This is a genomic window from Mucilaginibacter psychrotolerans, from assembly GCF_004519315.1.
GTDB lineage: Bacteria > Bacteroidota > Bacteroidia > Sphingobacteriales > Sphingobacteriaceae > Mucilaginibacter > Mucilaginibacter psychrotolerans.
The window spans coordinates 97,816-120,814 of sequence record NZ_SOZE01000010.1 but is presented as its reverse complement, the minus strand read 5'-3'; the positions used below and the strand labels follow the sequence as shown (position 1 = coordinate 120,814).

The window sequence follows — 22,999 nt, the reverse complement described above, 5'->3', positions numbered from 1 at the left end:
AGAGGTTTTAATCCCGTCAGAAAAAAAATAGAGCCTGGTTAAAAAATTGGTTGAAGTCTGGCGTTTTTTCACCCTCGACTTTCTGCTAAGTTCTGTGGTTTCGGAGGATTGGTATATCACATATCGCAAAAATCATATTGCAAATGTGCAAAAAACGGGTTTATGTGAAGTTTCTCGGTTGGCCCAACAATATGTGTCACAAATAAGCGTATAGCGGCCGGCCAAACTACTTATTTGTTAAAATGATTTGTGAAATAGTGTTATGAAAGGCATTCCGTTGCCGCCCATGAAAATTCCATAACGGACATATGTAGTATAAATATGACGAAAACAGCTATTCGCGCATTTAAAAAAAGAGGAATTTTAAAAATTAAATTTATTACCCACCCTTGGGGCTAGTGCCTCAATTTGGTTAGTTAATTGGTTAAGAGGACAGCGCGAGGCTGTCCTTTTTTGTTTAGGCAACGAGGCAATGTTTTTTGATTTACTTAGGCAGATCCGTGCGGAACGGAGAGGCCGGCAAGCCCTCACGGTTGTACAAATTGGCACCCTCCGGATTATCTGCCCAGGCATACCGTACATACAAGGGATGTTGCACCAGGGGCGACGATACCACAACCTTATCTCCCACAATAGTAGCACTAGCCCATACAAATTGTTTATCCTCGCCTGCTATTGCAAATTGAGCAAGCGGCTCGCCGTTGTTTGATACCAGGCCGGTTCCAATATCAGTGAAGGCAAGGGTAATACTGTTGCCATAGACAACAGCAGATTGAAAGGTAGGGCCTGATGCAACGACTTGCAGGTTACCATAGGCCAGCCTTTCTGCAGCAAGCGCAAGGCGCTCTCCCACATCTTTCTTGTTTAGGGGATGAATATCGTTCCACTCGCCGCCATCTATAGCAACTGCCAATGCGGTGTTCGGCAAAGCCATTGCCTTTAGCTGTGCTTCCCTTATCTCGGCCCAGGCACTTTCGGCGGGGGAATACTGTACCTCGCCAAAATTGGGCAACTGAACTACCAAAAACGGCAAGGAGTCATCTTTCCAGGCAGTACGCCAATTATTTATAAGAGCAGTTAATAGTTCCCCGTAGTTTTTTGTCCCGATATTGGTTTCGCCCTGGTACCACAGGAAGCCTTTTACAGGATAGCTCACTGCGGGTGCTATCATGGCGTTATATAGCCCGGTCGGCTCATCCTGGGCCGAAAACGGTGCACTGCCTCTGAGCGCATTTCTGCGCGGTTGGTAGGCCTGGCCAACCTGGTAAAGCCAGTCGCCCCGCAAATCGATTACCGTAGTACCATCGGTTAATTCATAACGCTTATCGGGCACAAAACCACCCTTCCCGGCCGAATTCGTAACACGAACCATAATTACGTTTTTCCCGGCTTTTAATATGCCAGCCGGTACCTCGTACCTGCGTGGCGGGTACTGATAAGTGATCTTCCCTACCAGTTTACCGTTTACATAGGTTTCATCGGCGTCAATAATGCGGCCGAGGAACAGTTTCGCCGCCTTGCCAGCCATCTCAACAGGAACGTTTACTTCTTTCCTGAACCAAACAACACCGTTCAGCCCTTTTACACCCTGGTCGGCCCAATAGCCCGGCATCCAGAACTTGTGCCAGTTATTGGGAATATAGCTCGGTTCGTACCATTTAATAGCTCCCGAAGTCCCCTTGTCTTCGCCCTGCAGAGCCGGATCCGGGGCGATGGCCCGTTGTTTGGCCCGGGCGATGCCGGCCATAAAAGCCGTATCCTTAAATTGGGCTAGCCGATGGCCATAGGTACCAATATCTTTTATGCCGCTTTCTCCTATCCATGCTTGTATAGGCGTGCCGCCTACGCTCGAATTGATGATGCCGATAGGTATATGGTGCCTGCTATAAAGTTGCTTTGCAAAAAAATAAGCAACTGCACCTATTTCCAGTATATTTTGTTTTGTAGTTGCCACCCAGTGGCCGGGAGGATAGTCGCTATGGATGCCGGCCACGTCCGCAGTAGTCGCAACAAAAAAATACCTGATCAACGGAAAATCAGCCTTAGCTATCTCTTCGGGATATTTCTCTTTCACGCGCTCCATCTTTATGGTCATGTTAGATTGTCCCGAACAGAACCAAACGTCGCCGATAAGTACATCCTTTAAAACAATGTGGTTACTGCCATCAATATCCATTTGATACGGCCCCCCTGCCTTAATTTTCGGGAGGGTTACGCTCCATTGGCCGTCGTCCCCTACAAGCGTTTTGAACGATTTACCGATAAAAGCTATTTTCACCCGCTCCCCGGGGCTACCCCAGCCCCATATTTTGATATTGGTATTGCGCTGCAATACCATACCATCGCTAACGAGTTGCGGAAGCCTTAATGTTGCATTGGCATACTGCCCGGTGCATAATACTACCACCATGCCGATAAATCCGGCAAAAAATGTTCTCATAAACCTCATGTCTGTTTAGTAAACCGTAAGGGCTGGAAAATCAAAAGCTAAAATTCAAAATCGAATTTATATTGGCAATCGATTGTAAATTTAACATCTATTTTGATATGTTGTATGATATGGGAGCGATAATTTGCAACGCAATGAAATCAGTTTTTTATCCCGGCATTGCGTATACCGCTTGATCATACAAAGATCCTGATAGCCTAACCTGATATAAAAAACGAATAAAAAAGCCTAATGAGATTTTAAATCAGTCACTTAAAACAACCGTTAAGCATTACCCCCTTATCCATGCATGCTGCTTAAGATGTCCTAATCATCAATATGGAAACAGCAGACAAACGGCAGCAGGCCAATCATTCAATCGATTGTTATAAAAATTACTTTTATGTATATGTTTTCGTAAATAAATTGAGTGAGAATAATATATTTGTTATAACCAATTATCTTTTACCAACCCATTCTAAGACGGTATCTGTAGCAAAACAGCTATCGTTGCGGCGGGGCCAAACATATTTACCATGATTTGGAATTTGATTAAACGCAACCTTGCGGTATGCCTGATTTTAATGAGTACGCCACTAATTGCTATCGGCCAGAATAACCTGAACTTCACATCTATCACCGTGAAAGAAGGGTTATCAGCAAACACCGTCACCGCTATCATTAAAGATCGGAATGGCTTGATGTGGTTCGGCACAACCAATGGCTTAAGCAAATACGACGGTAATAATTTTACGGTTTACAGGCATCATCAGGGCGATAAAACCAGCCTCCCATCTAATGAGGTGTTGGCGCTATTTATAGATCATACCGGAAAACTCTGGATTGGCACTGCTGCAGGAGGGCTTTGTTATTACGATACAAAATTCGACAGCTTTAAAACATATACCGGCGATGGCACCTGGAAGGAACTCCCTACCATATCGGCCAGGACGATATTGGAAGATCATAGCGGCAACCTGTGGGTGGGCACTTATGGCGACTTGCGGATGATAGATCTCCAAACAGGCCACTCTGCCCGTTTGCCGATAACTTATCCTAAAATCACCGATGCGGGAAGCTTTGTGGCTATCTCACTATTTGAAGACAGAAACCAAAACATGTGGGTAGGTACCAATAGCGGTGCTTATTTTTATAACCACAGCACCCGCAAAATAAGCAGGTATGCACATAACCCGGCAGATACAACGAGCTTGAGTAATAATATCGTCAAATCGATAACGGAAGACGCGAAGGGGAACATTTGGCTGGGCACTTTTGATGGCTTGAACAAACAAGTTTCGCCCGGCAAATTCGCCGTGTATAAATGTGCGAAAGGACTCAGCAATTCATTAAGCAACAACGCCATATTCGCCTTAACCGCCACCAAAGACGGCGACCTATGGATAGGAACCGAAGACGGGGTAACTGTATTGAATTTATCTACCTGCGTGTTTAAGCAGCTGCGGCCTGATCCACGCAATATGTTCAGCTTAAAAAGCAAATCTATCAGGAGTGTATTTATCGATCCGGACGGCATTTACTGGATAGGCACGTTCGGTGGTGGGGTAAGTAAATACAACCGGCACCTCGCGCTTTTTAACCTCAAACAAAGCAACCCTTTCGACCCCAGAGGCCTGGCGGCACCTTTCGTAACTGCTTTTGCCGAATATCAGCCCGGAAAAATCTTCGTTGGCACAGATGGCGGCGGACTAGAACTTTTAGACCGCGCCACCGGGCTTTTTACGCCTTATAAGCTAACAAGCAGGCTCGACGGATCGGTAAAACCAGCAATTTTGTCGCTCCATATTGACCGGAAGGGGAAGCTATGGGTCGGCACTTACCATCATGGCGTTTTTTGTATCGACCCGCAAAGCGGCACATTTAAGCAATTCACCTATAATGCCGGCGTTAATAGCCTGAGCTCTAACGATGTCACTGCGATCATCGAAGACAAAAATGGCAGATTATGGTTTGGCACTATTGGCCATGGGATTGACGTATATGATCAAACCACCAATACGTTTTCTAATTTGAACAGGCGGGCGAGTATCGGCTTTCCTCACGATTTACCGCTGAACGATTTTATACAATCGCTAACCATGGCACCCAATGGTAATATATGGATAGGCTCTGCCGGTACAGGCATTGCCGTTTACCAGGCTGCAAATGGCAATCTTACCCATTACACAAAAGCCAACAGCGGATTAGCCGATGACGTAATCTCGGCTACCCTGTTCGCTAAAGACGGAACCCTATGGGTAGGCACCAATGATGGCATCAACTTTTTCAACGCAAAAACCAACCGCTTCCATTCGTTTAAAGAGCCCGAAGGATTGACCAATGGCTTTATTAAAAGTATTGTTGAAGATAACGCAGGCATGCTTTGGATCAGTACCGACAGGGGTATCGTCTCCTTCGATCGTGCCAAAAGTACCTTCAGGAATTTCACGGCAGAAAATGGCATTCAACAAGGTGCATTCTTAATTGGCTCCGCCATAAAAACCAGTAGTGGCGAGTTGTTTTTTGGAGGGGAGGATGGCTTTAATTACTTCAATCCCGAAAAACTCCCGCCATCGTCTGTGCCCGGTAAAGTGATATTCAGCGGGCTTAAGGTAAATAATTTACCCATAGCACCTTCTGCAAACTCCCCTATAAACGAGCAACTGAGTAGTGCCAAAGAAATTATACTTAAATATGGCGAAAACTTCTCCATCAACTATGTAGCGGTAGACTATACCTCGCCCAGGCAGAACCTTTATGCTTACAGGCTTTCGGGTTTCGATAAGGGCTGGAACTATGTAAACAGAGCCCGAACAGCTAATTACACCAACCTCGACCCCGGGAACTATGTATTCCAGGTGATGTCGAGTAAGAACGAAAACGGTTGGAATAATCCGCCAAGCCAAATAAATATCGTGGTATTGCCACCGTTTTGGCGCACCGTATATGCCTACCTGTTTTACCTGCTCGCTGCCGCTGCAATTTTATTGCTCATCCGCAGGGAGGGTATCCGGAAACTGCGGAACGAGTTTGAGGTAGCGCAGGAGAAATCAAGAGCAAAGGAATTGCTTGAACGGGAACGCCTCGAAGCGGAGCGGCTACATGAACTTGACCGTGTAAAGATTAAAATACTAACCGACCTGAGCCACGAGTTCAGGACGCCCATTTCACTTATCCTGGCCCCGGTAGACAGATTAATGAACCGGGGGTTTGAGGCGGAAGATTTTGGTCACTTGAAAATGATCAACCGAAATGCCAAACGGCTGCTTAACCTGGTTAATGAGTTGCTCGATTTTCGTAAAATGGAGGAGCAGGAACTACAACTGAACCTGGTGCCCGGCGATATTGTCAGCTTTATTGTAGAATGTACCGAATCGTTTCGCGACATAGCCGAAAACAAGCATATTATGCTTAAAATAGATAGCAGCCAAAAATCATGGGCCACGCAGTTCGATTGCGACAAAATGGAGCGCGTGATATTTAACCTACTATCAAACGCATTTAAATTTACGCCCGTCGGAGGCTGTGTAACCATTGATATTAATATTTCCGGCGCAGATACCGGGCAGCCGTTATTGCATTTAACCGTTTCGGACACCGGCATTGGTATAGCTGAAAATGATACCACTAAAATATTCGATCGCTTTTATCAGTCGGTCCAAAAAGGCTCAATAATGAACCAGGGAACGGGTATTGGCCTTGCGATCACAAAAGAATTTGTAGAGCTACATGGTGGCCATATCTGCGCCAAAAGCGCCGGCGACAAAGGCAGCGATTTTGTGATCACGCTACCCCTGCTACCGGCCCTTTCGGTGGCAGAAGAGCCGGAAACTAACTTACCGCAATCGTCCATCCTTGGCGGCGAAAGCCTTGAAATTTCGCAGGCAGATGATGAGGCCGAAAGAAACCCTAATATGGCGACTGTGCTATTGGTGGAAGACAACGATGAATTCCGTTATTACCTCGCTCAGCACTTAAAGCAATATTTCCACATTTTAGAAGCACCCGATGGCAAACAGGGCTGGCAAAAAACATTGAGCCTTCACCCGGATTTGGTGGTAAGCGATGTTGGCATGCCCCATGTAAATGGCATTGAGCTAAGCCAGAAAATAAAATCGGATAAACGCACCTGCCATATACCGGTGATATTGCTCACTGCAATGGCAAAGGAGAAGGAACAATTGGACGGGCTCCGCTCCGGGGCGAACGACTACCTCACCAAACCGTTCAACTTCCAAATTTTGTACACCAAAATTTGCAACCTGCTTATCATGAGCAGTAGTCTGAAAGAAACATACTCCAAACACATCCAATTCAAAGTCAATCAAATCGAATCAGAATCGGCAGATGTAAAGTTGATGAATAAAGTGATGGAATGTATTGAAAACGGCCTGAACGACCCGGATCTGTCTGTTGAGAAACTAAGCAAGCATGTGGGGATGAGCAGGGGATCGTTGTATTATAAATTGCTGGAACTTTCGGGTTGTACGCCAGTAGAATATATCCGCCAGGTGAAATTAGAAAAGGCCGCGGCACTGTTGGAAACTAGCGACTATAACGTAGCCCAGATAGCCTACATGACGGGTTTTGGAACGCCAAGCTATTTCTCCCGGACGTTTAAAAGCAAGTTCGGCATACTACCTTCAGAATACCAAACGAATAAAAAGGTGCAACGCCCTAAAACTCCATCTTCTTTTGCAATGAATGAATGATGGATTTTGGCATGCACCGAAGTTGATAGAAGCAAGAAGTCAAGAGCCAGGAAGCAAGACAGACGTTCCAATCTTGATTCTTGACTCTTGATTTCTTATATCTATAATAAAGCTTTCGCTTTGTTAACTACATTATCTACGGTAAAGCCGAAGTGTTTGTACAAATCTTCTGCCGGGGCTGATTCGCCGAAGGTGGTCATGCACAGCGTGTCGCCTTCGTCGGTAGTGTATTTATGCCAGCCCATTGGCGAGGCCATTTCTACAGCCAAACGTTTGCGGCTTGCTTTTGGCAATACCGATTCTTTGTAGGCGGCATCCTGCGCTTCAAATAGCTCCCATGATGGCATGCTCACCACGCGGGTAGAGATGCCTTCTGCTTCCAATTTAGCTTGCGCATCCATCACCAGGGCTACTTCAGAACCGGTTGCCAGTAATATCAGATCGATTTCTTTACTGGCTTCTGATACCACATAAGCACCTTTTTCTACGCCGCTTGCTTTGCCGTATTTATCCTGATCGAGGATTGGTAAGCCCTGGCGGGTGAAGATCAATACCGTCGGGCCGCCTTTTTTCTCTATCGCTACTTTCCAGGCAAATGCGCTTTCGTTGGCATCTGCCGGGCGGATAACGGTAACGTTAGGGATAGCACGTAGGGTGGCTAAATGCTCTATCGGCTGATGCGTGGTGCCATCTTCTCCCAAACCGATACTATCGTGTGTGTAAACGAATATCGGGCTGATCTTCATGATGGCTGCCAAACGTATCGGCGGGCGCATATAATCTGCAAATTGCAAAAAGGTTGCGCCGAATGGCAGCACGCCTTTTGTTAAAGCCATACCATTCAATGCCGAACCCATCGCATGCTCGCGGATACCGAAGTGGAAGTTGCGGCCTGCACGGTTTTCTGATGTAAACGAATCGTACTCTTTTAAGTTGGTTTCGGTAGATGGGGCTAAATCTGCTGCGCCGCCAATTAAGTTTGGCAGACCTGCAGCAATGGCGTTCAACACCTTACCTGATGCCTGGCGGGTGGCCATCTTCGGGTCGGATGCTTTGAAGGTAGGCAGTTTATCGGCCCAGCCTGCAGGCAGCTCGCCCGATACTGCGGTTTCGTATTCGGCAGCCAGTTCCGGGAATTTGGCTTTGTATTTGGCAAACAGTTCGTTCCAGTTGGCTTCGGTTTTTTCGCCGCGTGCGCCTTTTGCATGGTAGTAATCCAATACTTCGGCAGGCACATTAAATGATTTCTCCGGATCGAAACCGAAGAATTCTTTTACCAGTTTGATCTCATCGGCACCCAGCGGCGAACCGTGCGAACCTGCAGTACCCGATTTGTTAGGGCTGCCGTAAGCAATCAGTGAGCGTACGCGGATCAATGATGGTTTTTGTGTTTCAGATTTTGCGTTGATCAATGCCAGTTCTAAAGCATGGGTATCGTTTACATCGGCAATTTCCTGTACATGCCAGCCGTATGAGCGGAAGCGTGCGCTTACATCTTCGTTGAAGGCGATATCGGTGCTACCTTCTATCGAGATATGGTTATCATCGTATAAATAGATCAGGTTGCCCAACTGCAGGTGACCTGCTAAAGAAGCTGCTTCAGAAGTTACGCCTTCCATCATATCACCATCGCTTACGATGGCGTAGATGTTATAATTGAAAAGGTCGAAACCCGGTTTGTTGTAACGGGCGGCTAAATGTTTCTGCGCGATAGCGAAACCAACGCCGTTTGCAAAACCCTGGCCAAGCGGGCCGGTTGTCACATCAACACCTGGTGCCAAACCATATTCGGGGTGGCCGGCGGTTTTGCTGTTCATCTGGCGGAAAGCCTTGATATCGTCTAAACTCAGGTCGTAACCTGTTAAGTACAGGAAATTATATTGTAAGATACAAGCATGGCCTGCCGAAAGGATAAACCTGTCGCGGTTGGCAAAATCGGGGTTCTTGGGGTTGTAGTTTAAAAATTTGGTCCACAATACATGGCCCATTGGTGCCAGCGCCATTGCGGTGCCCGGGTGGCCGGAGTTTGCTTTTTGTACTGCATCCGCAGAAAGTATCCTTACGGTATCTATCGCTAATGTTTCGAGTGCTTGATTTGGTTTTTCCATCGTTGTATTAAAATTCATCTATTTTATAAAGGGGTCAATCAGTTTTATTGATCCATCGGCCTCATGTTCAAGTGTAGTTACTTTTACGTTCCGTAAATGTGTTTTTCCGGATATTTGCGTATCGTGGTAAAAAATGTACCATTTACCTTTAACTTCTATGATAGAGTGGTGTGTGGTCCATCCTTGTACGGGCTTCATAAATACCCCTTTGTAGGTAAACGGCCCAACCGGACTATCGCCAACAGCATAGCAAAGCAGGTGCGTATCGCCGGTAGAATAGGTAAAGTAGTACTTACCGTTATACTTATGCATCCACGATCCTTCGAAGAACCTCCTGTTATGATCCTTGCCCAATAAAGGTTTGCCAACGCTATCGAGTATAACAACATCCTTCACCGCCCCATCAAACTCCGTCATGTTCGCTTTAAGTTTGGCTACCCTGCAGCTGATTGCCGGCTTATCATCTTGCTGCAAATCGGTTTTAGAGCCATTGCTTTCGTATTTACCGGTGGCCCAGCGCTGCAATTGACCACCCCAGATACCGCCAAAATACATATAGGAAGTACCATCTGTATCCGTAAAAACAGCGGGATCTATACTGAAACTACCGGCTATAGGCTCGGGCATTGCTTTAAACGGACCTTGAGGTTGCTTAGAAGTTGCCACCCCAATTTTAAAGACATCCTGCTTGTCCTTCACCGGGAAATACAGGTAGTAAGTACCGTCTTTATACGCAGCATCGGGTGCCCAAAGCTGCCGGCCGGCCCATGGTATATCTTTAATATCCAGCCCTACGCCTTCATCAGTAACCTTGCCACCGATACTATCCATCGATAGGATGTGGTAATCTTTCATGGCGAAGTGATCGCCGTTATCGTTTTCTTTTATTCCTGCATCAATATCATGCGAAGGATAAATATAAATTTTACCGTTAAACACGTGCGCTGAGGGATCCGCAGTGTATATGTTACTAATTAGCGGCTCGGTAAGGAATTTTACTTTCGTGGTATCGGTAGCTGCGGTGCTTGCTTTCTGCTCTGGTGAATGGCACGCTAAGAGCGAACATAAAACAATTGGCAGCATTAAAAACGGCTTTGCTTTGGTTGATAACTGGTTCATGAGTTTATAATTTATAGCTTGGTTTAATTATTTATTGATTTCCGCCGATACCGGGTGCGAGCAAAAATTTCCGGTCCCTATAAAAACTCAGGGGTTTATCCGGCTTTGGGTATTGGGCTGGTATTGGCCTTTTGGAAAATGTTTGGAAGTATAACACACAGGAATTACGCCAGGTTGTCGCCTCGTCGTATTGAATAGCTAATAATTGCTTAACCGATCCAAACCTTTCTTCATCTACATAGCCCGCCATTTTACCCCAGGAAAGCTCCATTTGTTTAACAGCATCTGCCCCCAGGTAATAACGATGCACCATTTCATCCCACAAAGTAGCCCCGGAACGCATCTTATAATCCCACCCTACATGGTGGAACCATAACAGATATTCATCCGGACAAGTGGCCAGGTTTTCAAAAAGATCCCTTACCTGCGGTTGATATTGCGCTACCGCGTTACTGCCGGTGCTGCTGCGGTTGAAACCTATACCTGCAGAATCTGCCTTGTGGTAATAAACAGCGTTCCAATCGGCACGGCCCGCATTATCCACCCAGGGGCCCGGGCCATAATGCGTGTTTACACCCATGATGTGGTGAAGCCCGAGCGGCGTCATATAGTTTACCGCTGTTTCCCTTGATTGCAGCATCATCGCTTTCATTGGCGAAATAAAACCAGGGTTATTGGAGAAAGTCATCTTCAACCAGTCAGAAGCTATATCGCCCGATGATAAATCCGGGTTCCAGGCAAGCCTGCCAAAGGCATACCAGTTGGCCTGGGCAAAAGGATGCCCGCACCAATTGATGTCTGTGCCGATATTTGCCACGCCAGCCATCCCGGTAATGAGTTTTGGGTTAAACGCGCCTTGTATAACCTTGCTTACCGTAGAGCCCTTTCCCATTGCATAGGTATCAGATTCCAGACTTTCTTTAAACAACGGGGCTTCGTAAACCAGGTTGGTAGAAAAGCCCAGGTACTCCTGCGTCAGCTGGAACTCCATCATCAGCGGGGTATTGGGCATAGCACCAAATAAGGGGTGAAACGGCTCCCGGGGCTGAAAATCTATCGGCCCGTTCTTCACTTGGATAATTACATTTTTTTTGAACTGCCCGTCGAGCGGCTTAAACTCGTTATAGGCTTGTTTCGCGCGGTCATCAGGCACGTTGTTGTCATAAACAAATGCGCGCCACATTACAATACCGTTATGGGGTAGCAATGCATCAGCAAGCATATTCGCACCATCTGCATGGCTGCGCCCGTAGGCTTGTGGGCCGGGCTGCCCTTCGGAATTAGCCTTCACCAGGAAGCCACCGAAATCGGGGATGCTACGGTATATTTCATCTGCCTTATCTTTCCACCATTGCATTACCTGCGCATTGAGCGGGTCGGCGGTTTTGAGCCCGCCTATATCAATGGGGCTGCTAAATTTAACCGACAAATACACCTTTATGCCATAGGGCCTGAAAGTATTGGCCAGTGCTTTTACCTTTTCCAGGTATTCCGGTGTCAGCATCAGCGCGTTGGCGTTTACATTATTCACCACCGAGCCATTAATACCCACCGAAGCGCTGGCCCGGGCGTAGTCGATATAGCGCTGATCTATATAACCAGGCAGCTTATGCCAGTTCCAAATAGATGCGCCTGCATATCCGCGTTCCACCGTGCGGTTAAGGTTGTCCCAATGATCCAAAACCCGGTACATGATACGCGGGTACTCCAATATATTTAAGGCATCGATACTTTGCTGCGTTTGCAGCAACTTTAAAAACCCAAAAACACCATGCAAAACACCAATATCTGTTTTGGCCGTAATAACGATGCACTTTTTTTGGTTGATGATTACCGTTTTGATAAGGTATCCTTCGTTGCCGGTTTTATCCAGTTCGCTTTCAGAACAAACACTTCCCGGCAGTTTTAATGATGACGCAATACCTACCAACAAGGCTGGATATTCAATTTTGTCGCCAATTTGAGGCCTAAGGGCCAGGGTACCTTCCAATCCGGTTAACAGTTCCTCGCGGGCGGCGTTAAGCGAAGGTGTATTGCCTGCAAATTTCAAATGCGCCAACTGCGCTTTATACTTAGCAGCCAGTTTTTTATCGGCGACGGCGTTATAGCCAAGCCAGAGCTTGTACCCATCGTCGGCATAAACATTGCCGGCAATTTGCAAAATTGCGAATAAGAGCGCCAATCGCTTAAACAGCAAGGTTATCGTCATCATTTATATATTATGTGCGCGCAGGCGTTTGTAATGCAACAAAAACATTATAGAGAACCTTCCTTTTTATACTGGATGCCAAATACTTGATTTAAAAAGAGCAATGATTGCTTTACGCCCATTTCCAGGCCCCGCAATTCTGCCAATCCCTTTAATCGCCCGATTATTGAGTAACCGGGATATGTGTTGTAATTAAAATCGTCCAGTAGTTTATGTCCATGATCGGGTCGCATGGGTATTTCGGCATCATATCGTCCTACCTCCTGCCGCCTGGCCTGTTCTGTTACCACTGCTTTCATTACTTCAAACATATCCGTACTGCCCCCTAAATGGTCCGCTTCGTGAAAACTTCCGTCTGCTTCGCGCTGCACATTCCGCAAATGCAGAAAATGTATGTGACTGCCTAAACGCTTTATCATGCCCGGAATATCATTATCCGGACGGGCACCAAGCGAGCCGGTGCAAAGGGTGATGCCATTATTTGCCGAAGGGTACGCATCAATTACATCTTGCAGGTCTTGTTCAGTAGATACCACTCTCGGCAAGCCGAGTATCGGGAATGGCGGATCGTCGGGATGGATACACATTTTTATGCCGTGTTCTTCCGCACAGGGTATAATGGCGCGTAAAAAGTAAGCCAGGTTTTCTTTCAGCTTCGTGGCATCAACATCGCTAAATCTTTTCAAATGACCTTTAAACTCTTCTACAGTAAATACCTCGTCGGTTCCGGGCAAGCCCGCCAATATGGTATTCGTTAGCAGGCTTATCTCGTTGCTTGTTAGCTTATCCAGGTACTGCTTTGCGGCCAGTTGCTCATCGGCATTGAATTCGGCATATGCTCCCTCCCGTTCCAGGATATAAAGATCGAATGCTGCCAGCGCAACCGCATCAAATCTAAGCGCCGATGCCTGGTTTGCTAAGCGGTAATCAAGGTCGGTACGTGTCCAGTCGAGCACGGGCATAAAGTTATAACACACCGTACCAATGCCGACTTTACTGAGGTTGGCCAACGTTTGCTTATAGTTGTCAATATACCTATCGCGATCTGAGGCACCTGTTTTAATCGACTCGTGTATGTTTACGCTTTCAACAACTGTCCAATCAAAACCGCCTTCCTCAATGGTAGTTTGGTGAGCACGTATTTCGTCCATACTCCAAACTTCGCCGCAAGGAATATGATGCAGGGCCGAAACGATGCCGGTTGCGCCGGTTTGCCTGACGGCCCGTAAAGTTACCGGGTCATTAGGGCCGAACCAGCGGAATGTTTGTTTTAAATTTGGTATCATATCTTTAAAAAACAAGGAGTATGCACAGGGCCGTTAAGTTCTCAGCCGTTGATGGCTAATGCGTTACCAGCCTGTCTTATTACCAAAATATAGTATATAAAGCCACCAGTATGCCGCAAACCAGCATGGCACCAACTGCAAAAGCGTTTGATGTTTTGAACATTTTGGCATCTATCTCCAGGCCGTTTGTTTCTTTGCCTTTGGCTGCATCTATCAAACTGATAATCACCATACCTGCTATGCAGATAACGAATACGAAACCCATTCTGTCCAGGAAGGGTATCTCGTAGAGGCCGCTCTCGGCGCTCTTATAAGAAAATCCGCTTGCTGCCAGTGAGGTTAAATCAACCACCTTGGGCAGGAACTTGAAGAATACCGAGAACGCAAAACCGCCGATGGTAGCGAACAATGCCGCGTTGGATGATGCTTTCTTCCAGAAGAAGCCCAGGATGAACATCGCAAAGATACCCGGCGATACGAAGCCTGTGTACTCCTGTATAAACTGAAAACCGCCTTTTTTATCGATGCCCAGGAATGGCGATATGGCTACGCCCAGTATCATAGCTACCACTACGGTAATTTTGCCTACTACCACCAGCTGGTGGTCGGTTGCGTCCTTGCGGATTTTCTTTTTGTAGATATCCAATGTAAAGATGGTGGCGATACTATTGGCCTTGCCTGCCAGCGAGGCTACTACCGCAGCCGTTAGTGCGGCAAAAGCCAAACCTTTTACACCGGTAGGCAGTAAGTTAAGCAATACCGGGTACGCATTATCGTGATTGGCTGTGATGCTGCCCGTCATATCCGCATTGAATACATTTTCTTTATATAGGATATAGGCCGCAATACCCGGAAGTACTACGATCAGTGGCATCAGCAGTTTCAGGAAAGCAGCAAACAGGATACCGCTACGCGCCGTATTGAGGTTGGCACCCAACGCCCTTTGTGTAATGTATTGGTTACAGCCCCAGTAGTTAAGATTTACAATCCACATACCGCCTATCAGCACCGTCAGGCCGGGGAGGTCGCCGTAGCTTTTGTTTTCCTTTTTCAATATCATCTGGAAATGGTCATTGGCATGGCTGTACATGTCCGACATGCCGTTAAGCAGGCCGGGGTGGCCATAGTACTCGCCTACTTTAGTAACGGCGATATAGGTGGTTACTAAACCGCCCAGTATCAGGAAGAACACCTGGATAACATCGGTATAGCCAATTACCTTCATACCGCCCAGCGTAATGATGATGGCGAAGATGGCCAAACCGGCAATACACAATTTGAAATCGATGCCGGAGATGCCGTTGATGGCAATAGCACCGAGGTACAGTATCGAGGTTAGGTTCACAATTACGTACAGCAGCAACCAGAATACCGCCATAATCATGGCAACCGTGCTGTTATAACGTTGGTGCAGGAATTGCGGCATGGTGAAGATCTTGTTCTTGAGATACACCGGTATAAAGAATACCGCTACGATGATCAGCGTAAGGGCGGCCATCCACTCATAGGTAGATATAGCCAGGCCCATGGTAAAGCCATTGCCGCTCATGGCCACAAACTGCTCGGCAGAAATGTTCGACGCGATTAAGGATGCCCCAATGGCCCACCAGGTTAGGGAGCCTTCCGCTAAAAAGTAATCTTTGGAGGTAGCGTCGGCATTATGCTTACGGCGGTATATCCAGTAACCGTAACAGGCTACGATAAGGAAATAGACTAAAAATACGATGTAATCGCCGGTCGAAAGAGATTTCATTGATGACTCAATTTAGTATTAGGTTTCAGCGGGTCTCGCTATAAATTATAATGGTTAACCATGCCCCGAAAAATCCTTCTGTGTGCGGATGCCGGCAACTGGCTTTATTTAAAACGAAAATAGATTAATTTTTATCAATTACAATCGATTGCATAATTTATTTTTATTTTCTCTTGACGCTAAAGCCACCTGGGCCTAGCATGGTCATATGTTGCGCTTTTTAATCCTTCGCTGCTTTGCTTACAGGGAATTCAATAAACTTGCTGCGTTCACTTAATTGTACACATACAACCTGTTATGTCTGTTGTAAGCCATGTCTTTATAATTCAAAGCGCAATCTGTTTAAGCCTGGGTACCATAAAATGCATGATGAGCCAGGCCAGGATATACGCACTTCCGCACACGCCGAACATGATGTAATAGGCGGTCTCTATCTGTCCGATTGACCGGTAATGGATAAACATTGATTTCTGTACAAACAACGATAGCAAAACGCTGCCCACCGAACCAAACATGCCACCTATACCAGTAACAGACCCCACGGTGTTCTTCGGGAACATGTCTGAAACCGTAGTGAAAATATTGGCGCTCCAGGCCTGGTGCGCGGCTGCCGCCAGCCCTATAATAAATACCGCCAGCCACATATTTACACTACCCAATACCTGGGCGAAAATAATGGGGACAACCGCCAGCGCATAAAAAAACATGGATACCTTGCGTGCCTTAAATACCGGCCAGTTCTTTTCTATCAATACTTTTGGTAGGTAGCCGCCAAAAACACTGCCGAATGCGGAAAACGTGTACACCAGCGCCACCGGCAATGCCATTGCCGTGCCCGTTACTTTATACTGGCTTTGCAAAAAATCGGGTAACCAAAAAAGGTAAAACCACCAAATAGGGTCGGTAAGAAATTTGCCGATAGAAAAAGCCCAGGTTTGTCTGAAGCTGAGCAATTTAAACCAGCTTACTTTTTTCAAGGCCGATTGGTTTTCGGTTTCATCATCGGCGGAGTTGATCAGGTTGAATTCAGCTACCCCTAATCTTTTCTGCTTCGATGGGATCTCATAGTAGATTATCCAGAGCACTATCCAAATAAAGCCTACAGCTCCGGTTATGATAAATGCCCATCGCCAGCCCCACATCAGGGCAATAAATGGCACGGTGAGCGGCGCGATGATGGCACCGATGTTGGCCCCCGAATTGAATATGCCTGTTGCCAGCGCCCGTTCTTTTTTAGGGAACCACTCAGCCACCGTTTTGATGGCCGCAGGGAAATTACCCGACTCGCTTAACCCCAAAGCAGCACGCACTACGCCAAAACCAAGCGTGCTGCTCACAAAACCATGACAGACCGCCGCAATGCTCCAGAACAAGGTAGAAAGCAGGTAACCTCTCTTTGTCCCTAAGTAATCTATTATCCGCCCGGCAGCAAGCAAGCCAATGGAGTAAGCAACCTTAAACGCGATCTCGATATTGGCATAATCGCCATCGTCCCATTTAAACTCCGTTGTGAGGTTGGATTTAAGGAGGCTGATTACCGACCTATCGAGGTAATTAACAGTGGTTGCGAAAAACACCAGCGCGCATACGGTCCACCGATAGTTTGTAGCTTTATTTTCAATCATTTTGGGGGATTGCTTTTCTAGTGATATATAACCTATTTTAGCGTAATCGTTTTACTTCCTGGTGTTCCTACACGCCGCTATTCACCGCGAAACCACCGTCGACATTAATAACCGTACCGGTAACAAATTTCGAGGCATCGCTTAATAGCCATATCAATGCGCCTACCAATTCCTCAGGTACGCCAAAACGTTTGAAGGGCGTTTGGTTAATAACCAGGTTGCCACGGGTGGTAAAACCACCATCGGGCGTGGTAAGCAGGGTACGGTTTTGTTCGGTAAGGAAAAAACCCGGTGCTATGGCGTTCATGCGTACCCTATCGCCGTAACGGTTGGCTGTTTCCACCGCAAACCATTTGGTATACGCGTCTACCGCCGTTTTGGCGAGCGTGTAGCCCAGCACTTTGGTGATCGCCCGCTGAGATGCCATGCTACTAATATTCACGATGCTGCCCGTTGCGTTTTTAGCTATCTCTTTGCCGAAATACTGCGTGGGTAGCAGGGTACCCCATAAATTGAGCTCCATTACCTGCCGCAGGCCGTCCATATCCAGGTCGAAAACATCTGCCTCCGGCTGAACAATTCCGCCGGGCATATTGCCCCCGGCTGCATTAACCAGACCGTCGATTTTTCCAAATTCAGCCAGTACCTTACCCCTCGCGGCGATAATTTCGTCCTTTTTCAACACATCCGCCTGTATGGCCAGTGCGCGGCCACTCGCATCAATAATTTTTTGAGCGCGAAGCTGTGCTACTTCCAATTTACGGCCTAAAATAACCGCCGTCCCTCCCGCCCCGGCAATACCGTTTACGAAGGCCTCGCCAAGGATACCCGTGCCGCCGGTAACTACGATTACCTTATCTTTTAATGAAAACTGATCCATGTTTAAAATTTGTAAAGTTGAGGGCCTAACGGCCAGCGGCGGTATGGCCAATGAACTTATCGGCCCAGCCAATAAAATACTTGATGTTTGGCCCATCGGTGTGCCCGCCGTCGTGCTGTCGCCAGGCAAGCTGTCCATCTAAAATACTTACGTTAACACCCGGCATTTTCTCGGTTTTATAGTCGTTTGTAAAACCAAGGTCTTTAACACCCAGCAGTTTGAATACCGAACCAGCGGCGATAGTTGCCATATAGCTGCCCTGATGGTCGAGCCAGTTGGCATCGCCTTGCGAGGGGATGCCGTGACTGATAAAAGTAGGCCTTGGCGCACAAAGGGCTATCAACTCGTGTGCGTCTACGGGCAGGTCATTGGCTGTTTTATTCCCAAAACCGGCATTGCTCGCCGCATATTTTATAAAATTGCCCGCCATCCAATGGTATTCGCCACCGGCAAGGTTTTCCACCGCTTCGCCAAAATTGCGGCGGTGTGGTTTGGTACCGCCCTCGCCGGATGAAGCAATTAAACCCATGGCAAACCTTTGGTCGAATGCCATGGTTACCAGCGCTGCCTTCCCGTATCTTGATACGCCTTCAATGCCCACATGCTTGATGTCTACCATTGGCTCCGTCGCAAGGTAATCCAGCGCCCTTGATGCACCCCAAGCCCAGGCACGTAGTGCGCCCCAGTCCTCGGGTTTGCGCGGCTGCCCTTTATTGGTCAGCCCTATAATTCCTTTGGTAAGGCCCGCTCCGTTATCCGCCTGAATACTTGCCGGATCGATGAGCACATAGCCCCAGCCATCGGCTATCAATTGCTGGGCAGCCGGCAAATCGCCGGCGGGCCTCGGTGCGAAGGGATTGAAGCCGTAGTTTTGCGCGGCAATCATATTGTAAGCAGGGTACTTGTCAAAAATCGGCTTTAGGTCGGGCCTGGCATTCAACAGCAAATCTTTCAGGGCATCGTTTATTTTTTGCAGTTCGTCCTTTGCAGGTTGCGCCGGTGCAGGCAGTGCACTGGGTGCAAACATGATCAGTAAAGGCACAGGTCCTTTCGAATTGGCGGGCAGCACCAGGGTCATGGCAATATTTACATCAATAAGTGGGTAGGCAGCATTATCGGCGTGGCCCACCAATTGTTTGGCAATAACGGGCGTAAAACCCATAAACTCCCGGTCGGTTATTTTCACCTCCCAGGTAATTTTCGGTACATCTTTGGGTATGCGTCCGTAAACCTCGCGCTCAAAATCTTCCACTATCTCCGGGCGGCGCAGTTTCCACCATTGCTCGGCGGTGGTTACTTTTTTGCCGTTTTTCAGTGTCAATATCTCCGGATAATCCGGGTAGGGATTTGCAAGTGCTTCATCGTAGTTGGCGTGGTTCGGCGCTTTTTCGTCGCCGCTCGGCCCCGGTCGTAAGGATATGATGCCCAGTTGCTTCATCATATTGTCCTTATCCTGGTCGGCAGTAAAATTTACGAGCGGCGGATAGGCCGGTGCATTTTGAGCAGCCGCCCGCAAGGAAATAAAAAACAACAGGTACACAATCCTTCTCATTGGGTGATTAATTGGTTTCATTGGTAAGCGACTAAATACTAAACCGACGGTTTATTGGTGCACAGTTATAACTGGTGAATTTACTGCGGGTTAAATCTATGCATCCTGTGCCGTTCGCCCTACCTCATTTGTCCATAATAACACACCAAATGTATTGTTTGCCCCGGGGTAATTGCAAAAGCATGCGATGGCCTGGCAATATTGCTCAATTATGCAAACTTTCGGGCGGACCCAGATAACTCTGTTTAACCGCTCCCCCGGCTTGTAAAACGATCTTTTCTAAAACAATTGCCGGGCTATCCATCCAAAATTTTATCACGTGGGTACCGGCCTTGCTTACCCGGTGTTTTGTGGTGACGATGTTGATGCTATTGCTTACGGCCCGGCTCCATAGCCGGGGATTGTTATCGGCATCGAAGGATTGCAACTGTGGCTGCTCGTCATCTATCGCTACAGCATACTTTAGCGATTTATCCACGGTAAAGTCGATGGTGGGCGCCAGGTAGGCGTTCAACGTTATCATTCCGGTATCGCGCAAGGTCACGATGTATTCCAGGCAGGGTTTCGTATTAACGGTGCTTTTACTACGGCTCTTACTTAATGGCAACACCGTCATGGCAGATAGGTTACGCCCATAGTCGGGTATTTCTGCCCATGCATAGTTGCTACCCGGAATAGCTTTTTGGTAGTGCGCCGCTTCTATAGAAACATAGGCATCCGTCTGCAGGAATCCTTTGGGCAGCGGTAATGGTATCCTTTGCAGTTTAAGGGCAATGTCAACCTTTGTCCCGTCAGATGAAGTTACGCTAATAAGAGATTGATTCATACCCGCAGGTACGCTATTCCAATCAATGTTCACCGATATGCGCGTTTGTTTATCTATCGTTCCTTTATCAGCACTCAATCTGACGAATTTATCCGTAGTGATCGTATAATCGACAGGGCTAAGACCTTTGTTGAACAATTCGAAGAAGTGGCTTTGGTTTACCCGATCATTAAATCCCGGCAGCGATGGTGCGCTTGAATTGTCCACCTTAGGCCATGATTCGGCTGAACCCTCTACAGCTACGCCCATGCTGCCGGGTTGGGGTATATCGATAGGGGAGACTTTTGGCATTGCATTAACCGGCGGCTGTTGCCAGTTGGTATAGCCGATATGCGTTTGATCCATCATATGGCTCCATTTTCCGCCCGCCAGTTGATTGTTATAATAATCGGAGATTTGGGCATCGTGTTCAAAAAGTGTCTTTACTTCTGCAGCCATTTGGTTGACTGCCGAACGCCCTTGAGCAGCATACAGGTGATTGAGCGCAGTTGCATAGAACATCGCATACAAATTTGCGGATGCCTCCACCGGATGCAGCACCAACTGGTAATAGGCATCTTTGTATTCCGGCGGCATCAGGCGGAATAAGGAATCTGCCCGTTTATTTAATCGCTTATAATCGTTCACCACATCCTCAAACTCGTTATAATTAACCAGGCTGTAGGTGTTCTCGTTCAATAATTCGGGTTTGCACCTTCCGTTGTATTTACTATAGGCAGAAATAATATCGGCTATTTCTGCGGCGTGCCCGCTGCCGAATTGCGCGGTAGCCCATTTGCGCGTGTAGGAAAGTAAATCGCGGGGACCGATTTTAGCGGGGTTCCAGGCATAATCCAGGAAAAAAGAGATCGGGAACTCCATGGGTTTCAAGTCGCCAACGTTAACTATCCAAATACGGTCCACCTTGTGCTGATAGGCAAGGTGCATCTGTTCCCATACCTTAGTTATGGGGTTGGTATTTATCCATTTATAATTGCGCGGGCCACCCACATAGTCGAAATGATAATAGATACCGTACCCGCCCTCGCGCCGGGGGGCATCCAGGGCCGGCAGCTTCCTGATGTTTCCCCAGTTATCATCGCACAACAGCAGCGTAACATCATCGGGCACCTGCATTCCTTTGTCATAATAATCCTGCACCTCTTTGTACAGTGCCCACACCTGGGGCGTTTTTGCTGCCGGTTTCTTAGTTACCGAGGTAATAATATCCCGCTGATCGGCCACTATCTTTTCTAGTAAGGCGATATTGGTTCCCTGCTGCATGGCCATGTCTCCATCGCCGCGCATGCCAACCGTTACCAGGGTTTCGGCATCGCCCATATTTTCGATGCCCTTTCGCCAAAAGCTGCGGAGCGTCTCGCCGTTTTTCTCATAGTTCCACTCGCCGCTTCCGTAGCGCTTCCATTCGGTTTGCGCCCGGTCCATCGGTTCGTGGTGCGATGTCCCCATTACAATACCATAGTCATCGGCAGTTTTTCGGTTAAGGGTATCATCATCATTAAAAGCGCTACCCCACATGGCCGGCCAAAGGTAATTGCCCTTTAGCCGTAATATCAGCTCGAACATTTTGGCATACACCAGGTGGTTGATGCCGCCGAACTTTTGCTTTGCCCAGCCGGAGAACGCAGGCGCTTCGTCGTTGATGAAAATGCCCCGGTATTTAACGGCTGGCTCGCCGTTGGTAAACCTACCCGCAGCAATATAAAGCGCATCATGGTGTTTAACCGGCACATCGGCCCACCAGTACCAGGGCGAGACCCCTATCTTTTCCGAAAGATCGTAAATACCATATATCGTGCCCCTTTTATCACTGCCTGCTATCACCAACGCCTTGTCCACCCCCGGCAGGGGCTTATCTACCACCTGCAAAATAAACGACTCCCATTTACCCTGAATGCCCGCAACGTTTAGTTTCTTCGATTTTATCAATCCGTCGATCACCGGGCTTTTACCTATGGTGCCTATGATGACTACGTTTTTCTCTTTAGGTAGCCCGGTTAAAATTTCCGGCTTCAACCCGGTTACTGCGCCGATATCATTTTGCAAATCATCGGCAGCGCGCAGCACGCCAACGAAATCGGTTTTACTGGTAAAGATGGGGGCCGAGAATCCATTTGCCGACAACCTGAAGGAACCCTTCGCCGGCGAATTGCGCACATAAGTACTGTCGGTTACGGCAGCAGCCGATGGCCTGTGGCTAAGCATTAATATTGCTGTACCACAAATTAAAAATTTGCCGATGGTTGAATAAACGAACTTCATAAATGGCGGATGTATTGGGTTTCGGTATGGTTTACCTGGGGCCCAATATCTTCACATTAAGCAATTATCAATGGCAGTATTCGCCAAAAAGATGCAAGGAATGTTCTTTATTCACCATAAAAGCGGCTGCAACAAACGATCACTCAACTGTTGGTTGATCGTGATAAGTATAAATCCATTTTCAATTATTAAATGTATTTTAGACACTTAACAAAGACTTAACTTTACAAAACTAGCAA

The 22,999-nt window shown here is 47.3% G+C and carries 11 protein-coding genes; 1 reads left to right on the top strand and 10 read right to left on the bottom strand.

Annotation, left to right across the window (positions count from 1 at the left end; all coding sequences use genetic code 11):
* Nucleotides 1–484: 484 nt before the first annotated feature.
* Entirely contained in the window at nucleotides 485–2,440 is a 1,956-nt protein-coding gene (locus tag E2R66_RS12050; protein ID WP_133230925.1) for a sialate O-acetylesterase, read from the bottom strand.
* A gap of 572 nt (nucleotides 2,441–3,012) precedes the next feature.
* Here E2R66_RS12050 and E2R66_RS12045 point away from each other — a divergent pair.
* The gene (locus E2R66_RS12045) at nucleotides 3,013–7,140 is read left to right on the top strand and encodes a hybrid sensor histidine kinase/response regulator transcription factor (RefSeq protein ID WP_158288397.1); all 4,128 of its coding nucleotides are present in this window, start codon (nucleotides 3,013–3,015) and stop codon (nucleotides 7,138–7,140) included.
* 101 nt (nucleotides 7,141–7,241) lie between these two features.
* Here E2R66_RS12045 and tkt read toward each other — a convergent pair whose 3' ends face one another.
* The 9 genes from tkt to E2R66_RS12000 form a co-directional block, all read right to left on the bottom strand.
* Nucleotides 7,242–9,248 (bottom strand): transketolase, encoded by a 2,007-nt coding sequence (tkt, locus tag E2R66_RS12040; RefSeq protein ID WP_133230929.1) that lies wholly within the window; start codon nucleotides 9,246–9,248, stop codon nucleotides 7,242–7,244.
* 18 nt (nucleotides 9,249–9,266) lie between these two features.
* Nucleotides 9,267–10,367 carry a glycoside hydrolase family 43 protein gene (locus tag E2R66_RS12035; protein WP_133230931.1) on the bottom strand — a complete coding sequence of 367 codons (1,101 nt, stop codon included), beginning with the start codon at nucleotides 10,365–10,367 and terminating at the stop codon, nucleotides 9,267–9,269.
* 31 nt (nucleotides 10,368–10,398) lie between these two features.
* Nucleotides 10,399–12,579 (bottom strand): alpha-glucuronidase family glycosyl hydrolase, encoded by a 2,181-nt coding sequence (locus E2R66_RS12030; RefSeq protein ID WP_240049304.1) that lies wholly within the window; start codon nucleotides 12,577–12,579, stop codon nucleotides 10,399–10,401.
* 44 nt (nucleotides 12,580–12,623) lie between these two features.
* Complete coding sequence (gene uxuA, locus E2R66_RS12025) at nucleotides 12,624–13,862, bottom strand: mannonate dehydratase (RefSeq protein ID WP_133230933.1); 1,239 nt, start codon at nucleotides 13,860–13,862, stop codon at nucleotides 12,624–12,626.
* 79 nt (nucleotides 13,863–13,941) lie between these two features.
* Nucleotides 13,942–15,615 carry a sodium/sugar symporter gene (locus E2R66_RS12020; protein ID WP_133230935.1) on the bottom strand — a complete coding sequence of 558 codons (1,674 nt, stop codon included), beginning with the start codon at nucleotides 15,613–15,615 and terminating at the stop codon, nucleotides 13,942–13,944.
* A gap of 326 nt (nucleotides 15,616–15,941) precedes the next feature.
* Entirely contained in the window at nucleotides 15,942–17,240 is a 1,299-nt protein-coding gene (locus tag E2R66_RS12015) for an MFS transporter (RefSeq protein ID WP_133230937.1), read from the bottom strand.
* A gap of 67 nt (nucleotides 17,241–17,307) precedes the next feature.
* Entirely contained in the window at nucleotides 17,308–18,120 is an 813-nt protein-coding gene (locus E2R66_RS12010; protein ID WP_133230939.1) for an SDR family oxidoreductase, read from the bottom strand.
* A gap of 25 nt (nucleotides 18,121–18,145) precedes the next feature.
* Nucleotides 18,146–19,672, bottom strand: a complete 1,527-nt coding sequence (locus tag E2R66_RS12005) for a glucuronyl esterase domain-containing protein (RefSeq protein ID WP_133230941.1) — start codon at nucleotides 19,670–19,672, stop codon at nucleotides 18,146–18,148.
* 205 nt (nucleotides 19,673–19,877) lie between these two features.
* A complete protein-coding gene (locus E2R66_RS12000; RefSeq protein WP_240049303.1) occupies nucleotides 19,878–22,760 on the bottom strand; it encodes a glycosyl hydrolase 115 family protein in 2,883 nt (960 codons plus the stop codon).
* Nucleotides 22,761–22,999 lie beyond the last annotated feature (239 nt).